This is a genomic window from Sulfitobacter sp. 1A13353 (genome assembly GCF_043557255.1).
Classification (GTDB): domain Bacteria; phylum Pseudomonadota; class Alphaproteobacteria; order Rhodobacterales; family Rhodobacteraceae; genus Sulfitobacter; species Sulfitobacter faviae.
The window spans coordinates 223,482-245,355 of record NZ_JBIFFS010000005.1; the positions used below are offsets into that span (position 1 = coordinate 223,482).

The following is a 21,874-nucleotide window of genomic DNA, read 5'->3' on the forward strand; positions in this document are numbered from 1 at the left end:
AGTCTGGGCCCGAGGGCCGTTGTCAAAGCGCGTCTGAACCGGATTCACCGGTACGGATGCGAATTGTTTGTTCAACAGGGGAAACGAAGATTTTGCCGTCACCGATTTTCTCCGTCTTGGCGGCGTCGACGATGGCCTCGATAGCGGCATCGACTTGATCGTCATCCAATACCACTTCGACCTTCACTTTGGGAAGGAAATCTACAACATACTCCGCACCGCGATAGAGCTCGGTGTGGCCTTTCTGGCGGCCGAAGCCTTTCACTTCAATCACACTCAGACCTTGAACGCCCACGTCTTGGAGGGCTTCTTTGACTTCGTCGAGTTTGAACGGCTTGATGATGGCTTCGATCTTTTTCATGGTAATCCCCTGACAATTCCCGCGCATTTATGCTCTGGTTTCGACAGAGCATCCCGCCCGCGTAACGTCCAGCGCCGGGCAGGGGGTAACATGGCGCGGCGGATGCATTTGCCAAGGGTCGCTGAGAATTTGCGCAGCGCGCCTAAAAAATAAGCATTCGTGAATCGGCTCCGGGCTGTACCTTTGGGCGCCAGTTGCTAGATCCCCTTGCATGCGTATTTCCGAGATCACCCGCGAGAGCCTGAACGTCGATTTACTGCGCAAAGAGCCGGGGCATAAATATGACCACGGCCATGCGCTCGTCCTGTCTGGCGGGCCGGGCCAGACCGGGGCCGCGCGTATGGCGGCGCGCGGGGCGCTGCGGATCGGGGCAGGGGCCGTGACCTTGGGCGTGCCGCCCGCCGCGCAGCTTGAAGCGGCGATGCAACTCACGGCGGTCATGCTGCAACGGATCCCGGATGGCGCGGCACTGTCCGAAACGCTCGAAGACAGCCGGATCAACGCGCTCTGCCTCGGGCCCGCCTTGGGATTGGGCGCGCGCGCAGCGGAGCTTGTCAAAGCAGCCCTCGCCGCGCCGCATGTCGTGTTGGACGCCGATGCGATCACCCTGCTGTCGCAAGATGCGGATCTGCGCGACGCCCTGCACGACGGCTGCGTTCTGACGCCTCATATGGGGGAGTTCGCCCGGCTCGCCCCAGATCTGGCCGAGGCAGCGAAGGCTGAGGGTGAGGGGGCCAAGGCGCAGGCCACCCGCGAGGCTGCCGCGCGGTTCGGTTGCGTGATCCTGTTGAAAGGCCCGGAGACGATCATCGCGACGCCCGAGGGAGAGGTACGGCGCCACCATGCGACCCAAGACCGGGCAACCCCTTGGCTGGCCACCGCTGGGGCGGGCGATGTCTTGGCGGGGCTTATCACCGGGCTGCTCGCGCGGGGGATCGCCCCGGTCGAGGCAGCCTCCACCGCGGCATGGATACATGCTGAGGCAGCGTTGCTGCATGGGCCGGGGCTGATCGCCGAGGACCTGCCTGACCTGATGCCGCAGGTGCTGCGGGACTTGGGGGTTTAGGCCGCGTGCAGCACCGCGCCGCGGGCGCGGGCGGCATCGGCGGTGCCAAGCTCCAGCCCATCGGCATAGATCACATGCGGGCCGTCGCAGAATATCTGGATCAGGGTCGTCTCTTCCTCCCCCAAATCGGTGATGAATTCATCGTCGACCAAGGCCCGCGCCGCGACTAAGGCGCGTTCGGAATGGAAAAGGGCCCGCGCGCGCCAATCGCGCACCAGCACCATCTGATCACCGGCAAGCGCGACGTCCCGTTCGGGCCGCGTGTGGCCCAGTGAGCCCGCCGCCAGCGCGATGCGCCGCACGCTGCGGGTCGTGCGTTGAATATGAAGGATTTTTGCAAAGCCACTATCGCGCGTGATGACCCGATCCCCGACCGAGAGATACTCAACCGGGATCTCACCATCCAACGTCAAAATAAGGGCGCCCTGCACAAGACCGGTGTCCAGCGCAGCGAAAGGGGAAAACTGCCCCCCATGGCGATCTTTGCCGCCTACGCACCCGACCGTATTCGGTTTCATGGGCGTCTCTTTCTATTGTACCTGCCTCAGGTATCACCAACCATATGCAAACATCCGGTTAATGTCTTGTGCTTTTTTGCTCTCGCATCTGCCGCGCGGGTTTGCTAATCAGCGCGGGCACCGGTTGGTGCAGTGCGGGTGTGGCGGAATTGGTAGACGCACCAGATTTAGGTTCTGGCGCCTTTGGCGTGGGGGTTCGAGTCCCTTCACCCGCACCACTTTTCCCGGTAAATCACAGATATAGCAAGCTTTTCACGGGTGGCCCGCTCAGCCCAGCACCGTGAGCCAAAGCCATACCGTAAGGATCGAACTGCCCGTCGCAATCAGCACGGAGCTGGCCGCCACACGGCGCGCGCGGCCGTACATATTGGCGAAAATATAGGCGTTGAACCCCGGTGCCATGGCCGCCGTCAGCACGCCCGACCGGAAACCGGCCTGCGGCAGCGACAGCATGGTGCCAAAGCTCCAGACCAGCGCGGGATGTACCAGCAGGGCGATGGCGCAGACCATCAGGATCGCTTTCATATCGCCTTCGGGCTTGTATTGCAGCAGCACGCCGCCAAGCGCGAAAAGCGCGGCGGGCAGGGCGGCGCGGACAATGAGCGACAGCGCGTCATCCACCACGCCGGGGATCGGCAGACCGCTGAGGTTGACGGCAAAGCCCCCAAGGATCGCCAGAACCAATGCGTTGCGAAACATTGCTCGGCTGACGTTGCGTAGCAGCGACAGGCCCGATTGCCCGCGGTTGCGCACGAATTCCATCACCGTGATGCCCAAACCGTAGCAAAAGGGCGCGTGGAACGACAGGATCGCATAGTTCCCGGCCAGCGCCTCGGGCCCGTAAGCGCGTTCGGTGATCGGCAGGCCCAGCAGGATCGAGTTCGAGAACAGGCAGCAAAACCCGATCGCCACGCTGTCTTCCCAATCGCGGCGGAACAAGAGCCGTGCGCCAAGGATGCCAAGCGCAAAGCAAAGCGCCGCGCCGCCGTAGAAACTGCCCAGAAGGCGCGGGTCATAGCTGCTTGATAGGTCAATGCGGGCGATGGCTTGGAACAGCAGACAGGGGATCGCGAAGTTTTGGGTGAATTTCATCACCCCGTCGATACCAGACACGGGGAAGAGCCCACGCCAGACCGCAACATAACCAAAACCGATGACCAGAAAGACCGGCAGAATGACGTCTAAAAGAGTTTGCACTTGAAAGGGGCCTTATGGGGTGCGGCGGGGGCGCCGACCCTCAGGCCCGCGCCCGGCGCTGCCTAGTCTGAATGGGGAAGGGGGAAATGAAGGGTCAGCCCGTCATAGGCCGGTTGAATGTGATCCGGCGTCTCTGCGGCGACGGTGTGGTAATCGAGGTCATTGTGCATATTGGTCAGGACCGCCGTCTGCGGCGCCACCCGATCGATCCAGCCAAGGGTCTGCGCCAGGTGGCTATGGGTCGGATGCGGCTCCCGCCGCAGGGCGTCGACGATCCAGCAGCGCAGGTTGTCCATCATCGGCCAGCAGTCCTCGGGGATGGCCGAGACATCGGGCAGGTAGACGATATCGTCAAAGCGAAAACCGAGCGCGTCGATATTGCCATGGGTGACGGTGAAGGGGTTGAACTTCAGGGTGCCACCCGGGCCGTCGATGCTGACCTCGCCAGTGATCTCATGCATGTCGAGGATGGGCGGGTAGCTTGACCATTCGGGCTGCACGAAGGCATAGCCAAACCGTTCGATCAGCGCGTCCCGCGTGGGCGCATCGGCCCAGACCGGCAGCCGCGCGCGCATGTTCATCACCACCATGCGCAAATCGTCCAGCCCGTGAACGTGATCCGCGTGGGAATGGGTGTAGATCACCGCATCGAGCCGCCCGATGCCTGCGTCCAAGAGTTGGCTGCGCATGTCGGGGGAGGTGTCGATCAAGACGGCGGTGCTGCCTGCCTCCGTCACCCGCTCCACAAGGATCGAGCAGCGGCGGCGGGCGTTCTTGGGCTCATTCGGGTCGCAAGCGCCCCAGTGGCCGCCGATCCGTGGGACCCCGCCGGAGGAGCCGCAGCCCAATATGGTCACCCGCAGGTCAGCCATCAGCGCGCAGGCTCCCAAGCGGCGGCTTTCGCGAAGATGCGTTCAAAATTCTCCTGCGTGCGGGCCGCGAAATCGGCGTAGTCGAGGCCAAAGGTCTCTGCCGCGCGGCGGGCGGTATGGGCGGTAAAGGCAGGCTCATTCGGTTTGCCGCGATGCGGCGGCGGGGCGAGATAGGGCGCGTCGGTTTCCACCAGAATACGGTCGAGCGGGGCGGCGGCGAAAATATCGCGCAGATCCTGCGATTTGGGGAAGGCGGTGATGCCGGACATCGACAGGTAGAACCCCAGATCGAGCGCGGCACGGGCCAGTTCAGCGGAGGAGGAGAAGCAATGCATGACGCAGCTATAGGCGCCATTCGCATGTTCCTCGCGCAGGATGCGGGCCATGTCGTCATCCGCATCGCGGGCGTGGATAATCAGCGGCAGGCCACTTTCCCGCGCCGCCGCGATATGAATGCGCAGGGAGGTCTTTTGCACCTCGGCACTCTCGGCGGTGTAGTGGTAGTCGAGGCCCGTCTCACCGATGCCGACCATCTTGGGGTGCTGGGTCAGGGCGAGAAGTTCGTCGACCGAAGCCATCGGCTCTTCCGCGGCGGACATCGGATGCGTGCCTGCGGCGTAGAACACCGGCTCATGCGCCTCGGCAATGGCCCGCACGCTGGGCTCGTTCGTTAGCCGGGTGCAGATGGTGACCATACGCGTCACGCCCGCCTCCGCCGCGCGGGCGATGACGCCGGGCAGGTCTTCTTGCAGGCTCTCGAAGTCGAGGTGGCAGTGGCTGTCGGTGATTTGGGGCGTGTCGGTCATGCTGTCCTTTCGGCTATCTTGGCGCCGTCTGGCCTATTTGCCGCAGGGTATCTAGGACCAGCGCGGCAGGGTCAAGGTTCACCGCCAGCCCGTGACGGGCGCGGTCGGATATCTGCTGCGCCGCGTCGGCCCATGCGCGCCCCTGTGCGGGGTTGGGCGAAAGGCGTTGCAGCACGGCGATCTCATCGGCGCAGGCGGGCTGGGCGGGCGGCGCACCGGTGGCTCCGGTGCGGGCCAGACGCACCAGCAGCAGGTCCAGCAGAGTAAAGAGCAGGTCGAGTTTCGCCTCCCCCCCGCGCTGTGCTGCGGCTTCGGCCAGTTTGATGGCGCGGCCCCGGTCAAGTTGCGGCAGCGAAGAGATCAGCCCGACGAGATCGGCATAGGTTTTGACCCCACCCATCAGCGACAGGCGCAGCGCCCCGCCGACCGACCCGCCAGAAAGCTCGGCCAGTGCGGCGGGATCGTCCTCGACTTCCATGCCTGAGCCGTCCAGCGCCTTGGCCATCTGGCCCGCGTCGAGCGTGCCGAGGCGTAGAGTGCGGCAGCGCGAGCGGATGGTGGGCAAAAGGCTGGAGGGCTGGTGGCTGAGCAGCAGCAGGACGGCGCGCTCTGGCGGCTCCTCCAGCATTTTGAGCAGCGCGTTGGCGGCATTGGGGTTCATCTCATCCGCGTCGTCGATGATGACCACGCGGCGGCCCCCATCGGCGGCGGACATCTGAAAAAAGCCGTTCAGCGCGCGGATGTCATCGACGACGATTTGCTTGCGCATCTTCTTGGTGTCGGGGTTCAGTGTGCGGGTGACGGATTTCAGCCCCGCTTCGGCCCCGGCGGCGACGCGGCGGGCGACCGGGTGCTCGGGGTCGATCTCAAGCGTCTCGGCCGGGGGCAGGTCGAACATCCCGCCATCGGGGTCGGGGGTCGCCAAAAGGAACCGCGCGATGCGCCATGCCAGCGTCGCCTTGCCCACACCGCGCGGGCCGGTCAGCATCCATGCGTGATGCAATTTGCCGCTGTTAAAAGCGTCGAGAAAGGCAGCCTCGGCGGCGCTTTGGCCGATCAGTTTCGGCGTGTCGCGCGGGTGGCGGGCACCTTCCACACGGTCTGGCTGGGGGGCGTCGTCTGTCATGGCCTCGGTCTAGCATGTTTCGCCGCAGAGGGAAGCGGGCAGGGCGCGTGGATCAGCCCAAACGCGCGGTGACGGTCGCGGTCACGTCGCGGGCCACGCTGTCGATGTCGCGGCCCCCGTCGATCACATGGAAGCGGTCGCAGAATTCCTCGGCGAGGCTCAGAAAGCCCCCACGCATCTTGGCTTGAAGTTCCACGCCGAAATCCTCGAACCGCTCCTCTGCCGTCTGGCGCGAGAGGGCGCGTTCAAGGCCATGGGCCGGATCCATGTCGATCAAGAGGGTCAGGTCAGGCTCGACGCCGATCATCAGCGCGTGCAGGTCGTCGACCATCTGACGCAGATCGCCGCGCGAAAGGCCCTGATACATCCGCGTGCTATCGGCGAAACGGTCGCAGATCACGACCTTTCCGGCGTCGAGCGCGGGGCGAATGGTGCGTTCAAGATGATCGCGGCGGGCGGCGGTGAAGAGCAGGATTTCCGTCTGCGCCGACCAGCGGTCGGGGTCACCCTGCAAGACAAGCGCACGAATTTCCTCGGCCCCCGGGCTGCCGCCCGGTTCGCGGGTCAGTACCACGTCATGGCCCTGTGCCGTCAGATGATCCGCCAAAAGCCGCGCTTGGGTGGACTTGCCAGAGCCATCAATGCCTTCGAAAGTGACGAAGAGGCCCGGCGCGCGGGCCTTCTCTGCGCTGGTCACGAAGTTTCCGCTTCCACGGTGGGGGCTGCCTGCGGCCCGGCGTTGAGGCGGTTCATCAGATGCAGGGCGGCGGCGGTCATCTTGACCATGAAACCGCCCGGCGCGATGGAGGCGGAGGCCACCAGCGGCACGCGCATCGCGGGCAATTCGCCGCGGTCGACCACCAGTTCGCCCAATTCGTCCCCCTTGCTGATCGGCGCTTGGAAAGGGCCGGTGTAGATCACCTCGGCCTCGATCTCATCCCCGCCGGTGACAGGCACCAGCATCGACAGATCGTCCTTCAGCTCAAGCCCGACCGATTGGGTCGTGCCAAGGGCCACGGGGGCTTCGGCGATGCGGGTGCCCGCTTCGCCCAGATCGCGCTGCGTGAACTGACGGAAGGCCCAGTTGACCACCGATTCAGCCTCCTGCGCGCGGGCGGCGGCACTGTCGAGACCCGAGAGCACAAAGATCACCCGGCGGTCGCCCTGTTTGGCCGAGCCGACCAACCCATAGCCCGCCTCATTGGTATGGCCGGTTTTCAGGCCATCCGCGCCGATGCCAAGCCCCAAAAGCGGGTTGCGGTTGGTCTTGTTCTGCGGCGCGCGGCCATCAAAGGCGAACTCCCGTTCGGCGAAAAGCGGGTAGAACTGCGGGAAATCGGTGATGATCCGGTTGGCCAGCAGCCCCAGATCGCGAACCGACATCAGATGCCCCGCCTGCGGCCAGCCGTTGGAATTGGCGAAGGTGGAATTGGTCATCCCCATCTGCTGCGCGCGCTGTGTCATCAGCCGGGCAAAGCCGTATTCGGTGCCATCGGGGCTCAGCGCTTCGGCAATCACAGCGCTGGCGTCATTGCCCGACAGCACGATGATCCCGCGGATCAGGTCTTCGACCGAGACACGGTCGGTCGTGTCGAGGAACATGGTCGAGCCGCCATAGGACATCGCGTGCTCCGAGACGGGCAGTTTCTCGACCAAATCGAGCCCGCCGTTCTGCTTGCCACGCTCCACGGCCTCGAAGGCCATGTAAAGTGTCATTAGCTTGGACATGGAGGCGGGCGGCAGCGGCTCATCCGCGTTCTTGGCCAGCAGCACGGTGCCTGTGGTCTGGTCCAACACATAGGCGGCGGTGGCACGGGTATCGAAAGCGGCGGCAGGCTGGAGCGTCAGCACCAGCGCCACGGCGGCGGCAAAAAGGCGGATCATAGGAAGCATTTCCTCCGGTTTGTCAGTTCGACACGGCGTAGGCGTCGGTAAAGCCCTCGGCCTTGACCTTCTTGAGAAGGGTATCGAGTTCGGATTTGCTGGTGGCGGGGCCGATCACCACGCGCCAGAAGGGTTTGTTATTGATCGCGCTTTGCTTGACGGTGGGCACCATGCCCGCGCCGCGCATCTGTTTGGCGGTGCGAGTGGCATTGGCCTCCACGCTGAAAATGCCCAGTTGCACGTAGGGTTTGGACAGTTTCGCACCAGCCGCAGGGCGCGCCGGTTTCGGGGCCGCAGGGGCGGGCGGTTTGGTCGCCGGTTTGGCGGTGGCAGTGGCAGCGGTGCTGGCCGTCGGCGCAGGGGCCAGCGCCGTGGCCGTCACGGGGGCAGGGCTGGCAAGAGTGGCTGCAGCGTCACCGCTGTTCTCGGCCTCAAAGCTCTCTTCCGGGGCGGCGCTTTCCTCGCGGCGCAGGGCGGTCACGTTCAGCGGCGTCGGAGCGCCCGCCAGAATGCCAAGCGCGGCGGCGGCATCCGAAGATATTTGCAGTTTGGGTCCGGGCAATTCACGCTCACGCCGGAACAGGGCACCGATAACGAATTTCCCGTTTGCCTCATTGCGCACGATGACGCGTTCAGGTTCGGTGACGTCCGGATGCGCCACCCAGACCCCGCCGAGCGAGGGGCGCCCGTCCCAAAGACCCTCATCCGTGGCTGAGAAAACCTCAGGCGCTTCGACATCACGTTCCACCAATTTGGTCGAGGTGCTGCGCGGCGCGCTGGCGCCTTCGTTTGCACCGAAGGGGAGTTTGAAATCGCCACCCTCGCAACCGGCCAGCAAACCAACTGTCAGAATGCCCACGCCCAAGCCCGCCGCGCGGCTTTTCTTGATGCGCAACGGTTGATTGTCCCTGCTCATGCCTTTGATGTCCTTGCCTGCTGTCGTCGCGCGCCGCGACCCATGTCCCGCGAGAATGTCGCGCCGTTGGATCGGCACGCCCTGCGCCCCTCTGAAAGGGGCTTTGGCGCAGAGTAACCCGACCGGGCGGCGCTTGAAAAGACCGCGCAGGGCAGATCGGCGAATTTCCCCAAAGGGGTGCGGGGGCTGGCCGCGAAAATGTGCGTTTGCCGAATCGATCCCGGCGCTCTAGGAGGAGCGTGCTGCGGAGGAGTGGCAGAGTGGTCGAATGCACCGGTCTTGAAAACCGGCGTGCGTGAGAGCGTACCGTGGGTTCGAATCCCACCTCCTCCGCCACCATGCATTCCTATTTGATTTGAATGGGCCGCGTTCGGCGACCTGTTGCCGTGGTTGCGGAGAAATATAGCTGCCTATCGTTTCTCTTGTGTTTCTTTCGGACGCGTCTGAATCCTTCCATTGACTGGTACGGAATGTGGAATTTTGTGAATAGCCCTGCCTGTCTCTCAGACAAAGCTGTATTTGAGCGGCAAGCCGATGCGGCTTTTCTCTATCACTGAGTTAAGCTTTTGAAGGTGAAAGCGGTAACCGATCTGCCTTGGAACGGTTTTCAAGAAGCCAATCACGGAACCGCAGCGCTGCAGGGGATGAAGCCTTCAAGCGCGGCAGGATAAGATGATAAGCATATGATGTTTCGAAATCTCGGCAGAAAGGACTAACCAACGCACCGCTTTCCAACTCCTCCTGCACTAGCCACGAGGCGAAAAGAGATACCCCTAAACCATTGATGGTCGAGCTGAGCTGAAAATGACGATCTTCAAGCATCATTTGCGGCTGGCTATGGACCATCTTCATTCCGTTCAAGTCGAACCATTCTTCCCACATTCCAGTATCGTCTACATGCAATAAGGTGCAGCCTGTCACATCTTTTGGTTCGGTGATCGGATGTTTTGCAAGATACTCGGGGCTGCAGACCAATGCCATCCTTTCGGGCCAAAGAGGGTGGACTTCAAAGCCATTCCAGTCGCCCTTTCCCCATTGAATGCCGATGTCCGCAAAGCTCCCGGGCTCGGGCATATAGGCATAGTTATTGTTGTGGTTGTGCATGGATAGGCGCACGTCAGGATATTGTTCGATCAAGTCACCCAACTCTGACGACAACCAGCGGCTAGAGAACATCGGCAAGAGCGCGATACGGATCGCGCCCGCTCGTATCGATAACTGATCGAGCCCAGTTTGGATCATCTCAAGCCCCCGCCCAACATGCTGCGCAAGCTCGACGCCCTCGTCCGTGAGGGTCAGCCCTTGGCCGGTGCGGTGGAAGAGCTGGTAGCCAAGATCCGATTCCAATTTTTTAATGTGATAGCTCACTGAGCTTTGGCTGATGTTCAAGAGTTGCGCGGCGCGGGTGACATTCCGAGTCTCGGCGGTGAGGCTAAACACCTGTACAGAATTGATATTCCTGATCGGTTTCACGGTGCCAAACTCCTCCGAAGTCTTCGCCCTCTCGAAATCTAACCATCTAAAAATTAGATATCCAAGCGGAATCTTTGAATTTGATTTGCGCCATGGGCCGTCGCTACGCTTCTCGAACCGCAGGAGGAGCGGGGAGGGGAATATATTATGGCGACACCTGTTTTGAGGGTCGAATCTCTGTGCAAGTCGTTTGGCGGCGTGCATGCGATCCGAGACCTGTCCTTTGATGTGAACGAGGCGCAGATCCTCGGTTTGATTGGACCGAACGGTTCCGGAAAATCGACCACTGTGAATAGTCTGGCGGGGTTGTTCCCAATCACATCCGGCGCAATTAGCTTGGCCGGCGCCAAGATCGATAATCTGCCTGAATATGATCGTGTGGCGAAAGGCCTGTCGCGGACCTTTCAGACAGCCAGTACATTCACGGAATTCACGGTACGTGACCATGTCGTGCTGGGCTGCAACGTTACGCGCACCTCGCATCCGCTGGCGTCTGTATTCGGCATGGGCCGGAAATCCAGCGAGGAAGAGGAACTGGCCGCGCGTGTCGACCGGATCCTCGAGATCACCGACCTCGCGCCGGTACAGGATCACCGCGTGGGCACCATTAGTTCGGCCCAACAACGCTTCCTGATGATCGCAACGGCACTGGCTTCAAATCCGAAAGTGATCTTGCTGGATGAACCCGCCGCCGGGCTGGTCTCGCATGAGCGCAAGACCTTAAGCGACCTGATCAAGAAGATCCGCGATCTGGGGACCTCTGTCCTGGTGATTGAACACCACATGGCGCTGATCATGGAGGTCTGCGATCGGATCGTTGTGCTCAACTTTGGCCAAAAGGTCGCCGAAGGCACGCCTGAGGAAATCCGCAACAATCCAGTCGTCATTGACGCATATCTCGGCGAGGCGGCCTGACATGTTGAACGTATCCAACCTGCGCGTCAGCTATGGCGCGATCGAAGTCATCCACGGCATCGACTTGCAGGTCAATCAGGGCGAATGCGTCGCGCTGATTGGCGCGAATGGCGCGGGCAAGTCTTCTACGCTCAAGGCGATCTGCGGGCTGGTTCCGGCTACTGCAGGAACCATTGAGTTCGAGGGCCAAGATATCACCAACCAAAGCGGCCACTCCATCGTCAAAGCGGGGATCACCATGTGCCCCGAAGGGCGTCAGATCTTTCCGCAAATGACAACGCTGCAGAACCTCAGGATGGGAGCCTATCCGCGTAAGGATGCAGAGCAGGCATCCGATGTTGAAGAGATGATGGACATGTTTCCTATCCTGCGCGACCGCGCCAGCCAGGCGGCGGGCACGTTGTCGGGGGGTGAGCAGGAGATGTTGGCCATTGGCCGGGCGCTTATGGCGCGGCCCAAGCTCTGCATCTTTGATGAGCCATCGTTAGGGCTCGCCCCGAAAATCGTCGCGGAGGTGGGGGAGACCATCGCGAGAGTCAAAGAGATGGGGAAAACCATCCTACTGGTCGAGCAGAACTCGGCCATGGCGCTGCGGCTTGCCGACCGGGCCTATCTTTTCGAAGCCGGAGAGATCGTGCTGAGCGGTACGGGCGCGGAGCTGCAATCACATCCGGATGTCGCAAAGGCGTATCTGGGCCACTGATACCAACGTTTCTGGGAGGAGACAGAACATGAGACTGACAGCAATAACAGCTGCAATGGTCATGACGGCGGGTGCCGCATGGCCCGAGGAAAAGACGCTCGACATCGGGGTTAGCGATGCGCTGACCGGGGGCGGGGCCGTTTACGGACTGCCGCAGACCAATGCGGTGAAACTTGCCGCGAAAGAGATTAACGCCAGTGGCGGGATCAAGGTGGGCGAAGACACCTACATGCTCAACGTCATCGCCTATGACGATAAGGCCAACCCGACCGAGGCCTCCAACGCCGTACGCAAACTGATCGACCGAGATGGCGTTAAGTATATTCTTGGTTTCTGCTGCTCGGGCGCGACCGGGGCTGTGGCATCTTTCATCGAATATGAAGATGCGGTGATGCTCGTGGGCAATGCGGCTGAGCGGTCGATCACGACCCGCGAAATCCCGAACCTCACACGCACGCGTCCACCAGCAGATTATACTGGTGCGGCGGCTGGTACCTTCGTCGCCGAAAAGGGCCACAAGCGGGTTGCCGTCTTGGGCGCGCTGGATGTGGGGTTCTACGCCAGCTACGTCGACGCCTTTGAAAAGGAGTTGGAAAAAGCGGGCGGAGAGATCGTGAGCCGGGAGGCATTTGGTCTGAAAGACCGCGACATGTCTCCGCAGTTGACCAAAATCCGCGGCCAAGAGCCTGACGCGATCCTTGTCGTCGGCTATGTGGAGCCAGCAGCCTTTATCTACCGTCAGGCAGTCGAGCTTGGCATCGACGTGCCGCGCTATGGTTTCACCTCCGGTAGCGAAGAGCAGTTTACCCGTGTGGCCACTTCGGAGCAGATGGAAGGCGTTTGGGACCTGCGCCCGACAGAGTTGACGCTGCTTTCGGCATCTGAAAACGGCAAGGCCTACCACGCCAACTATACCGAAGAGTACGGCATCGCGCCTTCACCAAGCTCACCTTATTCCTATGACCAAACCTATGCTTTGAAGGACGCCATCGAGGCGGCCGGGACCGTAGACGACACTGAGGCTGTGGCTGAGGCGCTGCGCGAGATTGCGGTGCCGGATGAGGTCGTCATGCAATACCTGCCTGTCGATGACAAAATGTTCGATGAAAACGGGCAGGCCTATACCTCCAATGGCGCTTTCCAGTGGCAGGGCGGCAATTGGGTCTTCGTACAAGACCTGCCGTCTGACGCCGCCGCGTATTCAGCATTCCTGAGCACGTTGGACGACTGATCCCTCCCCGGGCGGGGCGCGGGCAGGTTTCCTGCGCCCCATTCTTCTATCTTCTTTAATTCGCAGGGTGCGGCATGGTTGAGGTACTTCAACAGATTATTAACGGCATCGCCATCGGGGGTGTCTATGTGCTGATCGCACTGGGGCTGACCACGGTTTTCGGAATCCTCGGCATCGCGCATTTTGCCCATGGATCGGTCTCTATGTTCGGGGGCTATCTTACGTTCTTTTTCGTCACCAGTTGGGGCATACCCTTGCTACTGGCGATCCTGATTGCGCTTTTGGTCGGGCTTGCCCTTGGCGTATTGATCGAACTTCTGGCCTATCGCCCGGTACGAGATGCCAATCACATCAACGCCTTTATCGTGGCGCTTGGCCTGACCATGATGGTTGAGGGGATCAATCTCGAACTCTTTGGGCATGAGCAAGTCGTCCTCCCGACCGACTTCTCCCGCGTCTTCAACATCGGCGGTGTCACCATTCCTGAGCTGCGGCTTTACGTGATCCTTGCCGCCGCGCTTTTGATCGCCGCAATGACAGTGTTTGTCGAACGCACCAAAACGGGCCAAGCGATCCGCGCCGTGGCCGAGAACCGCGACGCCGCGATCCTTATGGGGGTCAACGTCAAGACGATCCCGCTGGTGGTCTTTGCGATCTCGACAGCGCTTGGTGTCTGCGCCGGGGTCATGGTCGGGTCGCTTTTTGCGATCGCGCCGGGCATTGGCGAGGGCTTGGTCGTCAAGGGGTTTGCCGTGCTCATCTTGGGCGGTCTGGGGTCGATCCCCGGCGCCGTGGTGGGAGGGCTCGTGCTTGGCATCACCGAAGCGCTCGCCGCCGGTTTCATTTCATCCGCTTATAAGGACGTGATCGCATTCGTGGTGATGATCGGCGTTCTGTTGTTCCGGCCTCAGGGCCTGATGGGGAAAGCATAATGGCTCGTAATCGTACCTTCATCCTTTATGGGCTAGCACTGGTTGGCTTTGTATTGTTGCCGCAGCTCATCTCTGTGAAATACTATATCCACCTGAGCGTGCTAGCCTTGATCTGGGTCATCGCAGCGCAAGGGCAGAACTTGATCCAAGGCTACACCGGCTATGTTTCCATCGTGCAGGCTGGCTTCATGGGGATTGGGGCTTATTCGACGGCGCTGATGGGCATGCACTTTGATCTGCCAGTCTGGCTGACGATCATCCTCGCGCCCTTTGTGACTGCCTTCTTCGCGCTGCTGACAGGTTACCCCAGCCTTCGGGTCAAAGGGCACTACTTCGCCATCGTCACGCTGGCGTTCAACATGGTGATTTTCATCGTCCTGATGAACTTCCACGAGCTTACCCAAGGCGAGGCCGGCATCACCGGCATCCCGAAGCCCGGTGGCAAGGATGCACTGTTCAATTGGCGCGACCGGGAGACGTATTACTACTTCGTACTGATCATCGCGGCATTGATGACGGGGTTGGCGGCATTGATCGTGCGGTCGCGTATCGGGCAAATCCTCGTGGCGATCCGCCAGAACGAAGACCTCGTCGGCGCGGTTGGTATCGCGGCTTGGAAATACAAGCTCTTTGCCTTCGTGACCTCCGCGATGTTCGCGGGCCTCGCCGGTGCGATCTACGCCCACTACCAAAGCTTCATCAATCCTGAGATCTTCGGCATTGCGCAGTCGCTTGATGCGATCCTCGCGGTCATCATCGGCGGATCGGGCACCATTGCCGGGCCAATCATCGGCGCGTTCTTCGTGGTCTTCCTGCCTGAATACCTGCGCTTTGCCGATAGTTTCAGGCTGATCCTCTACGGGCTGGTGCTGGTACTGGCGACGATCTTCATGCCGCGTGGCATTGCCGGTATCGCCCGCGACCTGATGGAAAAACGTCGGGGCCAGACATGAGCCAAGCTTTTCTGGATCAGGTCACGTACTTCGCCAAGGGACGTATTGCCGCGGAGGCGGCAGCATGGTCCATCGGCGCCGCGCCGGAGCCCGCGCTTTACCATGAGGCCGCCGCTTTGGGGCTTCTGGGTATTGAGGTGCCAGAAGAAATGGGAGGCAGGGGCTTCGGCTTTGCCACCCGCGCGGCAGCTTTGGAGGTGTTGGCCGGAGCAGATTTCGGTTTCGCGATGTCTCTGGTCAATACGCACAACATTGCCCTCAGGCTCTGTGAAGTAGGACAGGATGCCGCCGCACAATATCTGCCCGACCTGCTTTCTGGCCGGATGCACGCCTGCACCGCTTTGACCGAACCCGGCACCGGCAGCGATTTTGCTGCCATTCGCACCACCGCGCGGCAGGTTGCGGGCGGCTGGGAGCTCGATGGGGAAAAAGCATGGATTATCAACGGGCGGCAGGCGGGGCTTTCGATCGTTTATGCGCAATGCGCAGAGGTGGGCGACAGCGATGGCATCGCAGCCTTCCTCGTTGATCTGAATGCGCCGGGTGTCACCCGTTATGCCATCGACAGTGCCTTTTCGCAGACCAGTCTGGGCACCGGCGGGTTTTACCTTTCGGGGGTTAAACTCCCACATGAAGCCATGCTTGCTGCACCCGGCACAGCTTTCAAAGCGATCCTGCAAGAGATCAATGCCGCGCGGACCTATGTTGCCGCAATGTGCAACGGCATGGTGCAAGCAGCACTGGATAGTGCTGCGGCCTATGGCGCTGAGCGTTGCAGCTTCGGTAAACCGCTGAATGCCATTCCACGCTGGCAGACAGAGTTCGAGGCCGCGCGAACCACCTTGATGCAGGCCCGTCACGCTACGGAGCAGGCTGTCGACAAGGTGTCACAATGCGCGGATGCGCAACTTGCGGCTGCTGAGGCTAAGATCAGTTCGGTCTCCTGTGCGCAGACCCAACTGCCAAGACTCCTGCAACTGATGGGGGCCGAAGGCTTGCGCCCGGAGCACCCCTTTACCCGCCACATCGCCGCCGCACAGATGGCGGGCTTCACCGATGGGGCAACAAATATCCTCAAAGACAGGGTGGCGCGTTTGACCGCCCGGAAGGAGAGCTGAACCATGCGTGTATTCCAGATTGAAGGCGACTGGGGATTCGACAACCTCACGCTGACAGAGTGCGACGAGCCAAGCTGCGGACCGGGAAAGGTCATTGTCGAGATGCGGATGGCGTCGCTCAACTCACGCGATCTGATCGTGCCCGAACGGGGCTATGGCCGAGCGACGGGTGAACTGCCCTTGATCCCTGTGTCCGACGGTGTGGGTGAAGTTGTCGAAGTAGGGCCGGGTGTGACCCGGGTTGCCGTCGGGGACCGTGTCTGCCCGACCTATTTCCAAAATTGGACCGCGGGCGCGCCGAGCCCTGAACGCTTTGCGTCAGCCTTGGGGGGGCCGCTGGACGGGGTTATGGCCGACCGCATCTGTCTATCTGCGGAAGGGGTGGTCAAGGTTCCTGACTACCTGACCGACGCCGAAGCGGCGACGCTGCCCTGCGCCGCGCTCACGGCATGGAGCGCGGTCGTCACCCACGGCCAAACCCGCGCCGGGGACAAATTGCTGGTCCAAGGCACCGGCAGTGTCGCGCTCTTCGCCTTGGCCTTTGCCAAGATGCAGGGGGCGCATGTCACTGTGATTTCCTCCAGCGATGACAAACTCGCGAAAGTCACTGAAATGGGCGCAGACGCGACAATCAATTACCGCAGCGAAGAAGATTGGGCTCGTGCCAGCCGACCCATCACCGCCGACTGCGGCGGCTATGACAATATTATCGAGTTAGGCGGCGCGAAAACATTGCCTCTGTCTCTGAAGGCCGTGCGGCCGGGCGGGACGTTGTCCATGATTGGGGTGCTTTCGGGGCTTAACATCGACGCCTCGCTGGGTCCGATTGTCGCCCGGCAGGTCCGCCTCCAAGGCGTCACCGTGGGCCATCGAGACGGGTTTGAGGCGATGCTGCGCGCCATGGCTCAGCATAACATGCGGCCTGTTCTGGGCGAGACCTTCAAGTTCGATCAGCTGAAAGAGGCACTAACGCATCTGCGCGCCGGCGGCCACTTTGGCAAAACCCTCATCGAGTTCTAACATGTCCGACATTGATACTTCTTGGCAGCCTCGCCACCATCCGGCGGACAAGGCAGCCTTTGTCATGGCCGCCACCGGCGAAAGTGTCAGCTTTGCTGCGCTCGAAGCCCGGGCCAATCAAGGCGCGCATTTGTTGCGCGCTATGGGCATCGAAACGGGTGCGCATATTGCCATTCTGATGGAGAACCGTCGCGAAATGCTGGAGGTCTGTTTCGCGGCAGATCGTGCCGGCGTGTACTACACGACCATCAGTACCCATCTGGGGCCGGAAGAGATCGCTTATATCCTTAAGGATTGCGATGCTCAGCTGCTAATTACAAGCGATCGGTTCGCGGGAATAATCGCAAAACTACAGACGGATTTTGGCAAAGCCCTCGCTGTGCGCGTCGTAGGCGGGGGGGCGGAAGGATTGCCAAGTTGGGATCATGGCGTCGCGGATCGGCCAACCACGCCAATCCCAGACGAGGCACAAGGGCTTGATATGCTCTATTCCTCAGGTACGACGGGGCGGCCAAAAGGTATTAAATGGCCGTTGGAACCCGCGCCGCTTGGAACGCGCACGATGCTGGTCAATCTGCTAGCCGATCTTTTCGGCTACGGGCCGGATACCCGATACCTGTCCACGGCGCCGCTTTACCATGCAGCCCCATTACGACACTCGATGGTCACGATAAAATCGGGTGGTACTGCGGTTGTCATGGACCGCTTTGACGCCGAAGAGGCGCTAAGGCTTATTGAAGAACATCGCATTACCCACAGCCAATGGGTGCCGACCATGTTCGTGCGCCTGTTGAAACTACCTCAGGAGGTACGTGAGAAATACAACCTTTCCTCCATGCAAATGGCTGTGCATGCCGCAGCGCCCTGTCCGATTGAGGTCAAGCATGAGATGCTGGAGTGGTGGGGGGATATTATCCACGAGTATTATGCTGGTACGGAGAATAATGGTTTCACCGCGATAACAAGCGGTGAGTGGCGGGGGCATCCCGGTTCAGTGGGCCGGGCCAAACTGGGGGTCATCCATATCTGCGGCGAGACCGGAGAAGAGCTTCCAGTTGGCCAAGAAGGAGAGATTTTTTTCGAGAATGGCCATCAGTTCGCTTATCATAAAGACCCGGAAAAAACCCGGCGTGCCACAAATGAAAAAGGCTGGACAACCCTCGGGGATATCGGTCGGGTCGACGCGGAAGGTTATCTTTACCTGACAGATCGCAAATCTTTCATGATCATTTCGGGCGGAGTGAACGTTTATCCGCAAGAGACTGAAGATACGCTGCTAAACCATCCGGCCGTGCTCGACGCAGCCGTTATCGGCATTCCACATGAGGATTTTGGTGAAGCCGTTCATGCTGTCGTGCAGTTGCTGCCAGATGTCGACGCTTCAGATGAACTGCGTGACGCCTTGTTTGAATTTTGCCGAACAAAGCTGTCTTCGATCAAATGCCCACGGAGTATCGAGTTCCGCAAGAGGTTGCCCCGGACAGAGACGGGAAAGCTGCACAAGAGGCTCCTAAGGGATGAGTATTTGGCGCCAAGGTGAATGATCAGACCAAAGGGTCGAATGGCGCTATATCGCGCCCGGCTAGCGGATACAGAACGGCCTCCTTAGAGAGTATCGACGGAGGGATGCGGGGTGAATTGCTTGATGAGACCATGTTTGAACGCCGGCATTCGGCGTTGTGTGTTCTGACCTCGGTCTATTACGCGCGAACCCTGACTATTGCAGTCACTCGCTCCTCTGCGAAAAATGGAAGCGCCGCACGATGGGCGATCGCTCAAGCGGCGGCATCTATTGTAAAGACGAAACGGGCTTTGGGTGCGGCTGGGTGAAAATTCGATAACAGGTCACGCCTCCAATAGAGCCCGAATTGGTTTGCGCGTTTGCTTCGAACCATCAACTTAACCAATCGCCTGTTCTAACGCCGCGCGCTCAAAACCACAGGCCAGAAAATACAACAGCCAGCCCACCTGCGCAAAGTGCGAGCGTCGGCACGGGCCGTCGCGCTCCGATCAAACCGTATGAAAGCAGGGTCAGCCCCAATGCGACACGACCAGCCGCCAAGAGAGCTGCCAATGGGGCGTCCGATAGGCTTAGCATATCCGGGTTCGCGACCATGCCCAGTGGGATGATGTAAAGCCCAATGCCAAGCGCCATCGCTGTCAGAGCGACCTTCAACCAATTCTCGCCAATCATTCCCGCGGCGATAAAAACAGCGCCGCAGACCGGGGGCGTGATTGTCGAGAGAAGCGCGAACCAAAAGACAAAGAGATGCGCTTGAAGCGGCGAAAGACCCAGTTCAATGAGCGCAGGACCGGCGACGGAGACGCAAATCACATAGGCCGCCGTGGTGGGCACTTCCATGCCCAAAATGAGGCAAGCAAGCGCCGTGAGCAGCAGGGACGGCCAAAGAAGCCCCCCAGACCCCGCCAGAATGAGAGAGGTGATTTTCACGCCAAGCCCGGTGATCGACAGCACACCGATGATGATTGAGGCGCAAAGGATGATGGAGGCGATCAGGGCAACCTGCCGCGCGGCATTGAGAACTGCACTTGCCATTCGCGTGGCGATCTGGCGCGGCTCGAAAGTGAGCTTTGCGTTGAAGAACAAGAGCAGCGCCGCTGCGAGGATCGCCATAGCCGCCGCATATTCCGGCGTGAACTGCGCGACGAACATCCCCCATAGCAGGACCGAGAAGGGGACGAGAAAAAAGAGCGATGTGACAACCACGTCGCGCAATGCAGGGCGATCCGCTTCTGCGATCCCTTTGAGGGCGAAGCGCTGCGCGTAGGCGTTGATGCCAACCCAGACCGCCACGAAGTAAAGCACGGCCGGAAGCGCGGCGGCAGCCATGATGCCGGTGTAGGGCACGCCGGTCAGCTCGACCATCACGAAAGCGCCTGCGCCCATCAGGGGCGGCATGATTTGCCCGCCTGAGGAGGCCACGGCCTCGACCGCGGCGGCGAGGCGTTTGGGGTAGCCAAGCTTGGTCATCGCGGGCAGGGTGATCGCGCCGGTGGAAGCGACATTTGCGGAGGCCGAGCCGGAGATCGACCCAAAGAGCGCCGACGACAAAACAGACACCTTTGCCGCGCCGCCTTTCAGCCGCCCCGCGGCGGCGGCGGCGACATTCATGAAACCTTGCCCCGCTTCGCCAGCGTTCAGAACTGCGCCGAAGATGACAAAGATCGCCACGACAGAGACCGAGACACCGGTGAGCGTTCCCCAGATGCCGCCCTCGGCAATGGTCAGTGTTCCGAAATAGCTTTCGATCGGCGTGCCGGAATGGCCGAACTCGCCGGGAATATGCTGCCCGAACAGGCCATAGAGCAGGGCGAGTGCCGCAACCAGTGGCAAGGGCCAACCGATCACGCGCCGCGCCGTTTCCAGCACTACCAAGAGGAGCGTAACCGCCACGGCAAGCTGGAAGTTGCTTTCGATGAACCCGTATTGATCGCCAAGCGCATCGCAGTTGAAGGCCACCCAAAGCGCTGCGGCGATGCCCAATGCGGCCAAGAAGCTGCCAGTGATCCGCCGCAGCGGTGTCTGCGCGTCAAAGACCAAAGCGAAGGGCAGAATGAAGGCCATATGCAGCGGCCTGCTGATCAAGTTCGGCACCAGACCCGAAAACACCAGAGCCAAGTGATAGCTAACGAGCGCGATGGCCAGCGCGATCCAGAAACTCGCCGCCAATCGGCTTTCGGGGAGGTTTGTCATCTATGGGGGTCCGGCTTTGGCTGGGCAAGCGCGGCGCGGAAAACCCGCGCCGCGCGTCTTGTTATTGCGAGGTTTCTGTCGCGATCCCGGCTTCTTCGTAATAGCGCAGCGCGCCGGGGTGGAGTTCAGTGGTGATATTGGCCATCAACTCAGGCGTGACATTGCCCCACCAAGGCGATGTATCGGCCATCTTGGCCTTGTTTTCCCAATAGGTCTTGGTCAGCTGATAGGCCGTTTCATCGTCCATCTTGGTTGTCGTGAAGGCGACGACGGGCAGGGATGTTGTGGTCACATCCTGTTCTTGGCCCGCATAGGTGCCCGCCGGAATGACAATGCGGGTCCGTTTGGATTGGGTGATCTGCTCGTCTGACAACGGGACCACGGTCACGGGGGTGGAAGCGGCGGCTTCGACGACATTTGGCGCCGGGAAGGAACCCGCGGTGACAAAGCCGTCAATCTGCCCGTTTTTCAAAGCGGCCACGGCATTGCTCAATTCCGCATCCGCGATCTCGACACTGTCTGCCAGCCCGAACATATCCAGATACTTCGCGCCTTCGGTCGCGCCGAAAGACCCTTTGCCCAGCAGGATGCTCTTGCCTTCCAGATCCGCAAGCGCGGTGGCGCCGCTGTCCTGAGACATCACGAAATGCATGGTCAGCGATGGGATCGGGAAAAGCGCGCGAATCTCATCAAAAGCAGGTGCGGTCTTGCCTTCAAACATAGCCTTGCCGTTTTGGGCCAGACCAACGAGGGAGGGCGGGGTGGTAAAGACATAGTCGGCCCCGCGCGCGCGGACTTCCATGACGTTCTGAACCGATCCTTGGCTCTCTTCCACGGTAACCGAGATGTCTCCGCCGCTGCCCGCTTTCATAGCCTCGGCAAGCTCCACGCCCATTTGATAGTAGGACGAGCCCGATTTGGCCGACTTATAGGTCACTCTGGTTTCGGCGCTTGCGGCGCCCCCGACAAGCCCCAGGGCCAATGCCGCGCCAATAGTTTGTCTCAACGCATTCATGGTTTTTCCTCCTCCAAGCGCAAGGCGAACGATCTCCCGGCGAAACAGGTGCG

21 protein-coding genes and 2 tRNA genes are annotated in these 21,874 nt (G+C 60.8%); 11 read left to right on the forward strand and 12 right to left on the reverse strand.

Annotated elements, in window-relative coordinates; genetic code table 11:
* Nucleotides 1-22: 22 nt before the first annotated feature.
* Complete coding sequence (locus ACGYLO_RS13995; RefSeq protein WP_067266338.1) at nt 23-361, reverse strand: P-II family nitrogen regulator; 339 nt, start codon at nt 359-361, stop codon at nt 23-25.
* Between the two features lie 211 nt (nt 362-572).
* Here ACGYLO_RS13995 and ACGYLO_RS14000 point away from each other — a divergent pair, with 211 nt between their 5' ends.
* Nucleotides 573-1,427, forward strand: a complete 855-nt coding sequence (locus tag ACGYLO_RS14000) for an NAD(P)H-hydrate dehydratase (protein ID WP_271689688.1) — start codon at nt 573-575, stop codon at nt 1,425-1,427.
* Here ACGYLO_RS14000 and ACGYLO_RS14005 read toward each other — a convergent pair.
* Nucleotides 1,424-1,945 (reverse strand): Hint domain-containing protein, encoded by a 522-nt coding sequence (locus tag ACGYLO_RS14005; protein WP_271689689.1) that lies wholly within the window; start codon nt 1,943-1,945, stop codon nt 1,424-1,426. The two genes, ACGYLO_RS14000 and ACGYLO_RS14005, sit on opposite strands and share 4 nt — an antisense overlap.
* Nucleotides 1,946-2,079: 134 nt before the next feature.
* Between ACGYLO_RS14005 and ACGYLO_RS14010 the strand changes: the two genes are divergently transcribed.
* Nucleotides 2,080-2,163 (forward strand) — tRNA-Leu (locus ACGYLO_RS14010).
* Nucleotides 2,164-2,212: 49 nt separating this feature from the next.
* Here ACGYLO_RS14010 and ACGYLO_RS14015 read toward each other — a convergent pair.
* From ACGYLO_RS14015 to ACGYLO_RS14045, 7 genes are all read right to left on the reverse strand, one after another.
* Nucleotides 2,213-3,142: an AEC family transporter gene (locus tag ACGYLO_RS14015; RefSeq protein WP_067266328.1), complete on the reverse strand. Its 930-nt coding sequence runs from the start codon at nt 3,140-3,142 to the stop codon at nt 2,213-2,215.
* 62 nt (nt 3,143-3,204) lie between these two features.
* Nucleotides 3,205-4,014, reverse strand: coding sequence for an MBL fold metallo-hydrolase (locus ACGYLO_RS14020; RefSeq protein ID WP_271689690.1), 810 nt, complete (start codon nt 4,012-4,014; stop codon nt 3,205-3,207).
* Nucleotides 4,014-4,820 (reverse strand): TatD family hydrolase, encoded by an 807-nt coding sequence (locus ACGYLO_RS14025; RefSeq protein WP_271689691.1) that lies wholly within the window; start codon nt 4,818-4,820, stop codon nt 4,014-4,016. The genes ACGYLO_RS14020 and ACGYLO_RS14025 overlap by 1 nt, the downstream gene beginning before the upstream one ends.
* Before the next feature lie 13 nt (nt 4,821-4,833).
* The gene (locus tag ACGYLO_RS14030) at nt 4,834-5,946 is read right to left on the reverse strand and encodes a DNA polymerase III subunit delta' (protein ID WP_271689692.1); all 1,113 of its coding nucleotides are present in this window, start codon (nt 5,944-5,946) and stop codon (nt 4,834-4,836) included.
* 52 nt (nt 5,947-5,998) lie between these two features.
* The gene (gene tmk / locus ACGYLO_RS14035; RefSeq protein ID WP_271689693.1) at nt 5,999-6,643 is read right to left on the reverse strand and encodes a dTMP kinase; all 645 of its coding nucleotides are present in this window, start codon (nt 6,641-6,643) and stop codon (nt 5,999-6,001) included.
* A complete protein-coding gene (locus ACGYLO_RS14040) occupies nt 6,640-7,830 on the reverse strand; it encodes a D-alanyl-D-alanine carboxypeptidase family protein (protein WP_168613135.1) in 1,191 nt (396 codons plus the stop codon). The genes tmk and ACGYLO_RS14040 overlap by 4 nt, the downstream gene beginning before the upstream one ends.
* A gap of 22 nt (nt 7,831-7,852) precedes the next feature.
* Nucleotides 7,853-8,746 (reverse strand): SPOR domain-containing protein, encoded by an 894-nt coding sequence (locus ACGYLO_RS14045; RefSeq protein WP_271689694.1) that lies wholly within the window; start codon nt 8,744-8,746, stop codon nt 7,853-7,855.
* 246 nt (nt 8,747-8,992) lie between these two features.
* Between ACGYLO_RS14045 and ACGYLO_RS14050 the strand changes: the two genes are divergently transcribed.
* Nucleotides 8,993-9,082, forward strand: a tRNA-Ser gene (locus tag ACGYLO_RS14050).
* 222 nt (nt 9,083-9,304) lie between these two features.
* Here the strand turns inward: ACGYLO_RS14050 and ACGYLO_RS14055 are convergent.
* Entirely contained in the window at nt 9,305-10,219 is a 915-nt protein-coding gene (locus ACGYLO_RS14055) for a LysR family transcriptional regulator (RefSeq protein ID WP_271689778.1), read from the reverse strand.
* A 147-nt stretch (nt 10,220-10,366) separates the two neighbouring features.
* On the opposite strand from ACGYLO_RS14055, the gene ACGYLO_RS14060 reads away from it, so the two are divergent.
* From ACGYLO_RS14060 to ACGYLO_RS14095, 8 genes are all read left to right on the forward strand, one after another.
* Nucleotides 10,367-11,134, forward strand: coding sequence for an ABC transporter ATP-binding protein (locus ACGYLO_RS14060; RefSeq protein ID WP_271689779.1), 768 nt, complete (start codon nt 10,367-10,369; stop codon nt 11,132-11,134).
* A 1-nt stretch (nt 11,135) separates the two neighbouring features.
* Nucleotides 11,136-11,837, forward strand: coding sequence for an ABC transporter ATP-binding protein (locus ACGYLO_RS14065; RefSeq protein ID WP_271689780.1), 702 nt, complete (start codon nt 11,136-11,138; stop codon nt 11,835-11,837).
* Between the two features lie 28 nt (nt 11,838-11,865).
* The gene (locus ACGYLO_RS14070; protein WP_271689781.1) at nt 11,866-13,068 is read left to right on the forward strand and encodes an ABC transporter substrate-binding protein; all 1,203 of its coding nucleotides are present in this window, start codon (nt 11,866-11,868) and stop codon (nt 13,066-13,068) included.
* Nucleotides 13,069-13,142: 74 nt separating this feature from the next.
* Nucleotides 13,143-14,000, forward strand: coding sequence for a branched-chain amino acid ABC transporter permease (locus ACGYLO_RS14075; protein WP_271689782.1), 858 nt, complete (start codon nt 13,143-13,145; stop codon nt 13,998-14,000).
* Nucleotides 14,000-14,953 (forward strand): branched-chain amino acid ABC transporter permease, encoded by a 954-nt coding sequence (locus ACGYLO_RS14080; protein ID WP_271689783.1) that lies wholly within the window; start codon nt 14,000-14,002, stop codon nt 14,951-14,953. Before ACGYLO_RS14075 ends, ACGYLO_RS14080 begins: the two co-directional genes overlap by 1 nt.
* Nucleotides 14,950-16,071, forward strand: coding sequence for an acyl-CoA dehydrogenase family protein (locus tag ACGYLO_RS14085; protein WP_271689784.1), 1,122 nt, complete (start codon nt 14,950-14,952; stop codon nt 16,069-16,071). Before ACGYLO_RS14080 ends, ACGYLO_RS14085 begins: the two co-directional genes overlap by 4 nt.
* Nucleotides 16,072-16,074: 3 nt before the next feature.
* Nucleotides 16,075-17,091, forward strand: coding sequence for an NAD(P)-dependent alcohol dehydrogenase (locus tag ACGYLO_RS14090; RefSeq protein ID WP_271689785.1), 1,017 nt, complete (start codon nt 16,075-16,077; stop codon nt 17,089-17,091).
* Nucleotide 17,092: 1 nt separating this feature from the next.
* Nucleotides 17,093-18,631: an acyl-CoA synthetase gene (locus tag ACGYLO_RS14095; protein ID WP_271689787.1), complete on the forward strand. Its 1,539-nt coding sequence runs from the start codon at nt 17,093-17,095 to the stop codon at nt 18,629-18,631.
* A 390-nt stretch (nt 18,632-19,021) separates the two neighbouring features.
* On the opposite strand, the gene ACGYLO_RS14100 is transcribed toward ACGYLO_RS14095, so the two are convergent.
* Together ACGYLO_RS14100 and ACGYLO_RS14105 are read right to left on the reverse strand one after the other, a co-directional pair.
* Nucleotides 19,022-20,806 (reverse strand): TRAP transporter fused permease subunit, encoded by a 1,785-nt coding sequence (locus tag ACGYLO_RS14100; RefSeq protein ID WP_276154425.1) that lies wholly within the window; start codon nt 20,804-20,806, stop codon nt 19,022-19,024.
* 61 nt (nt 20,807-20,867) lie between these two features.
* Nucleotides 20,868-21,821 (reverse strand): TAXI family TRAP transporter solute-binding subunit, encoded by a 954-nt coding sequence (locus ACGYLO_RS14105; RefSeq protein ID WP_394376863.1) that lies wholly within the window; start codon nt 21,819-21,821, stop codon nt 20,868-20,870.
* Between the last annotated feature and the right edge of the window lie 53 nt (nt 21,822-21,874).

What these genes read in the sequence shown, in the direction of transcription:
- ACGYLO_RS14040 (WP_168613135.1), bottom strand. Translation starts at nt 7,830, where the DNA reads ATGATCCGCCTTTTTGCCGCCGCCGTGGCGCTGGTGCTGACGCTCCAG.
- ACGYLO_RS14070 (WP_271689781.1), top strand. Translation starts at nt 11,866, where the DNA reads ATGAGACTGACAGCAATAACAGCTGCAATGGTCATGACGGCGGGTGCC.
- ACGYLO_RS14060 (WP_271689779.1), top strand. Translation starts at nt 10,367, where the DNA reads ATGGCGACACCTGTTTTGAGGGTCGAATCTCTGTGCAAGTCGTTTGGC.
- ACGYLO_RS14075 (WP_271689782.1), top strand. Translation starts at nt 13,143, where the DNA reads ATGGTTGAGGTACTTCAACAGATTATTAACGGCATCGCCATCGGGGGT.
- ACGYLO_RS14090 (WP_271689785.1), top strand. Translation starts at nt 16,075, where the DNA reads ATGCGTGTATTCCAGATTGAAGGCGACTGGGGATTCGACAACCTCACG.
- ACGYLO_RS14105 (WP_394376863.1), bottom strand. Translation starts at nt 21,821, where the DNA reads ATGAATGCGTTGAGACAAACTATTGGCGCGGCATTGGCCCTGGGGCTT.
- ACGYLO_RS14045 (WP_271689694.1), bottom strand. Translation starts at nt 8,746, where the DNA reads ATGAGCAGGGACAATCAACCGTTGCGCATCAAGAAAAGCCGCGCGGCG.
- ACGYLO_RS14005 (WP_271689689.1), bottom strand. Translation starts at nt 1,945, where the DNA reads ATGAAACCGAATACGGTCGGGTGCGTAGGCGGCAAAGATCGCCATGGG.
- ACGYLO_RS14020 (WP_271689690.1), bottom strand. Translation starts at nt 4,014, where the DNA reads ATGGCTGACCTGCGGGTGACCATATTGGGCTGCGGCTCCTCCGGCGGG.
- ACGYLO_RS14000 (WP_271689688.1), top strand. Translation starts at nt 573, where the DNA reads ATGCGTATTTCCGAGATCACCCGCGAGAGCCTGAACGTCGATTTACTG.
- ACGYLO_RS14080 (WP_271689783.1), top strand. Translation starts at nt 14,000, where the DNA reads ATGGCTCGTAATCGTACCTTCATCCTTTATGGGCTAGCACTGGTTGGC.
- ACGYLO_RS14025 (WP_271689691.1), bottom strand. Translation starts at nt 4,820, where the DNA reads ATGACCGACACGCCCCAAATCACCGACAGCCACTGCCACCTCGACTTC.
- ACGYLO_RS14065 (WP_271689780.1), top strand. Translation starts at nt 11,136, where the DNA reads ATGTTGAACGTATCCAACCTGCGCGTCAGCTATGGCGCGATCGAAGTC.
- ACGYLO_RS13995 (WP_067266338.1), bottom strand. Translation starts at nt 361, where the DNA reads ATGAAAAAGATCGAAGCCATCATCAAGCCGTTCAAACTCGACGAAGTC.
- ACGYLO_RS14030 (WP_271689692.1), bottom strand. Translation starts at nt 5,946, where the DNA reads ATGACAGACGACGCCCCCCAGCCAGACCGTGTGGAAGGTGCCCGCCAC.
- ACGYLO_RS14095 (WP_271689787.1), top strand. Translation starts at nt 17,093, where the DNA reads ATGTCCGACATTGATACTTCTTGGCAGCCTCGCCACCATCCGGCGGAC.
- ACGYLO_RS14100 (WP_276154425.1), bottom strand. Translation starts at nt 20,806, where the DNA reads ATGACAAACCTCCCCGAAAGCCGATTGGCGGCGAGTTTCTGGATCGCG.
- ACGYLO_RS14085 (WP_271689784.1), top strand. Translation starts at nt 14,950, where the DNA reads ATGAGCCAAGCTTTTCTGGATCAGGTCACGTACTTCGCCAAGGGACGT.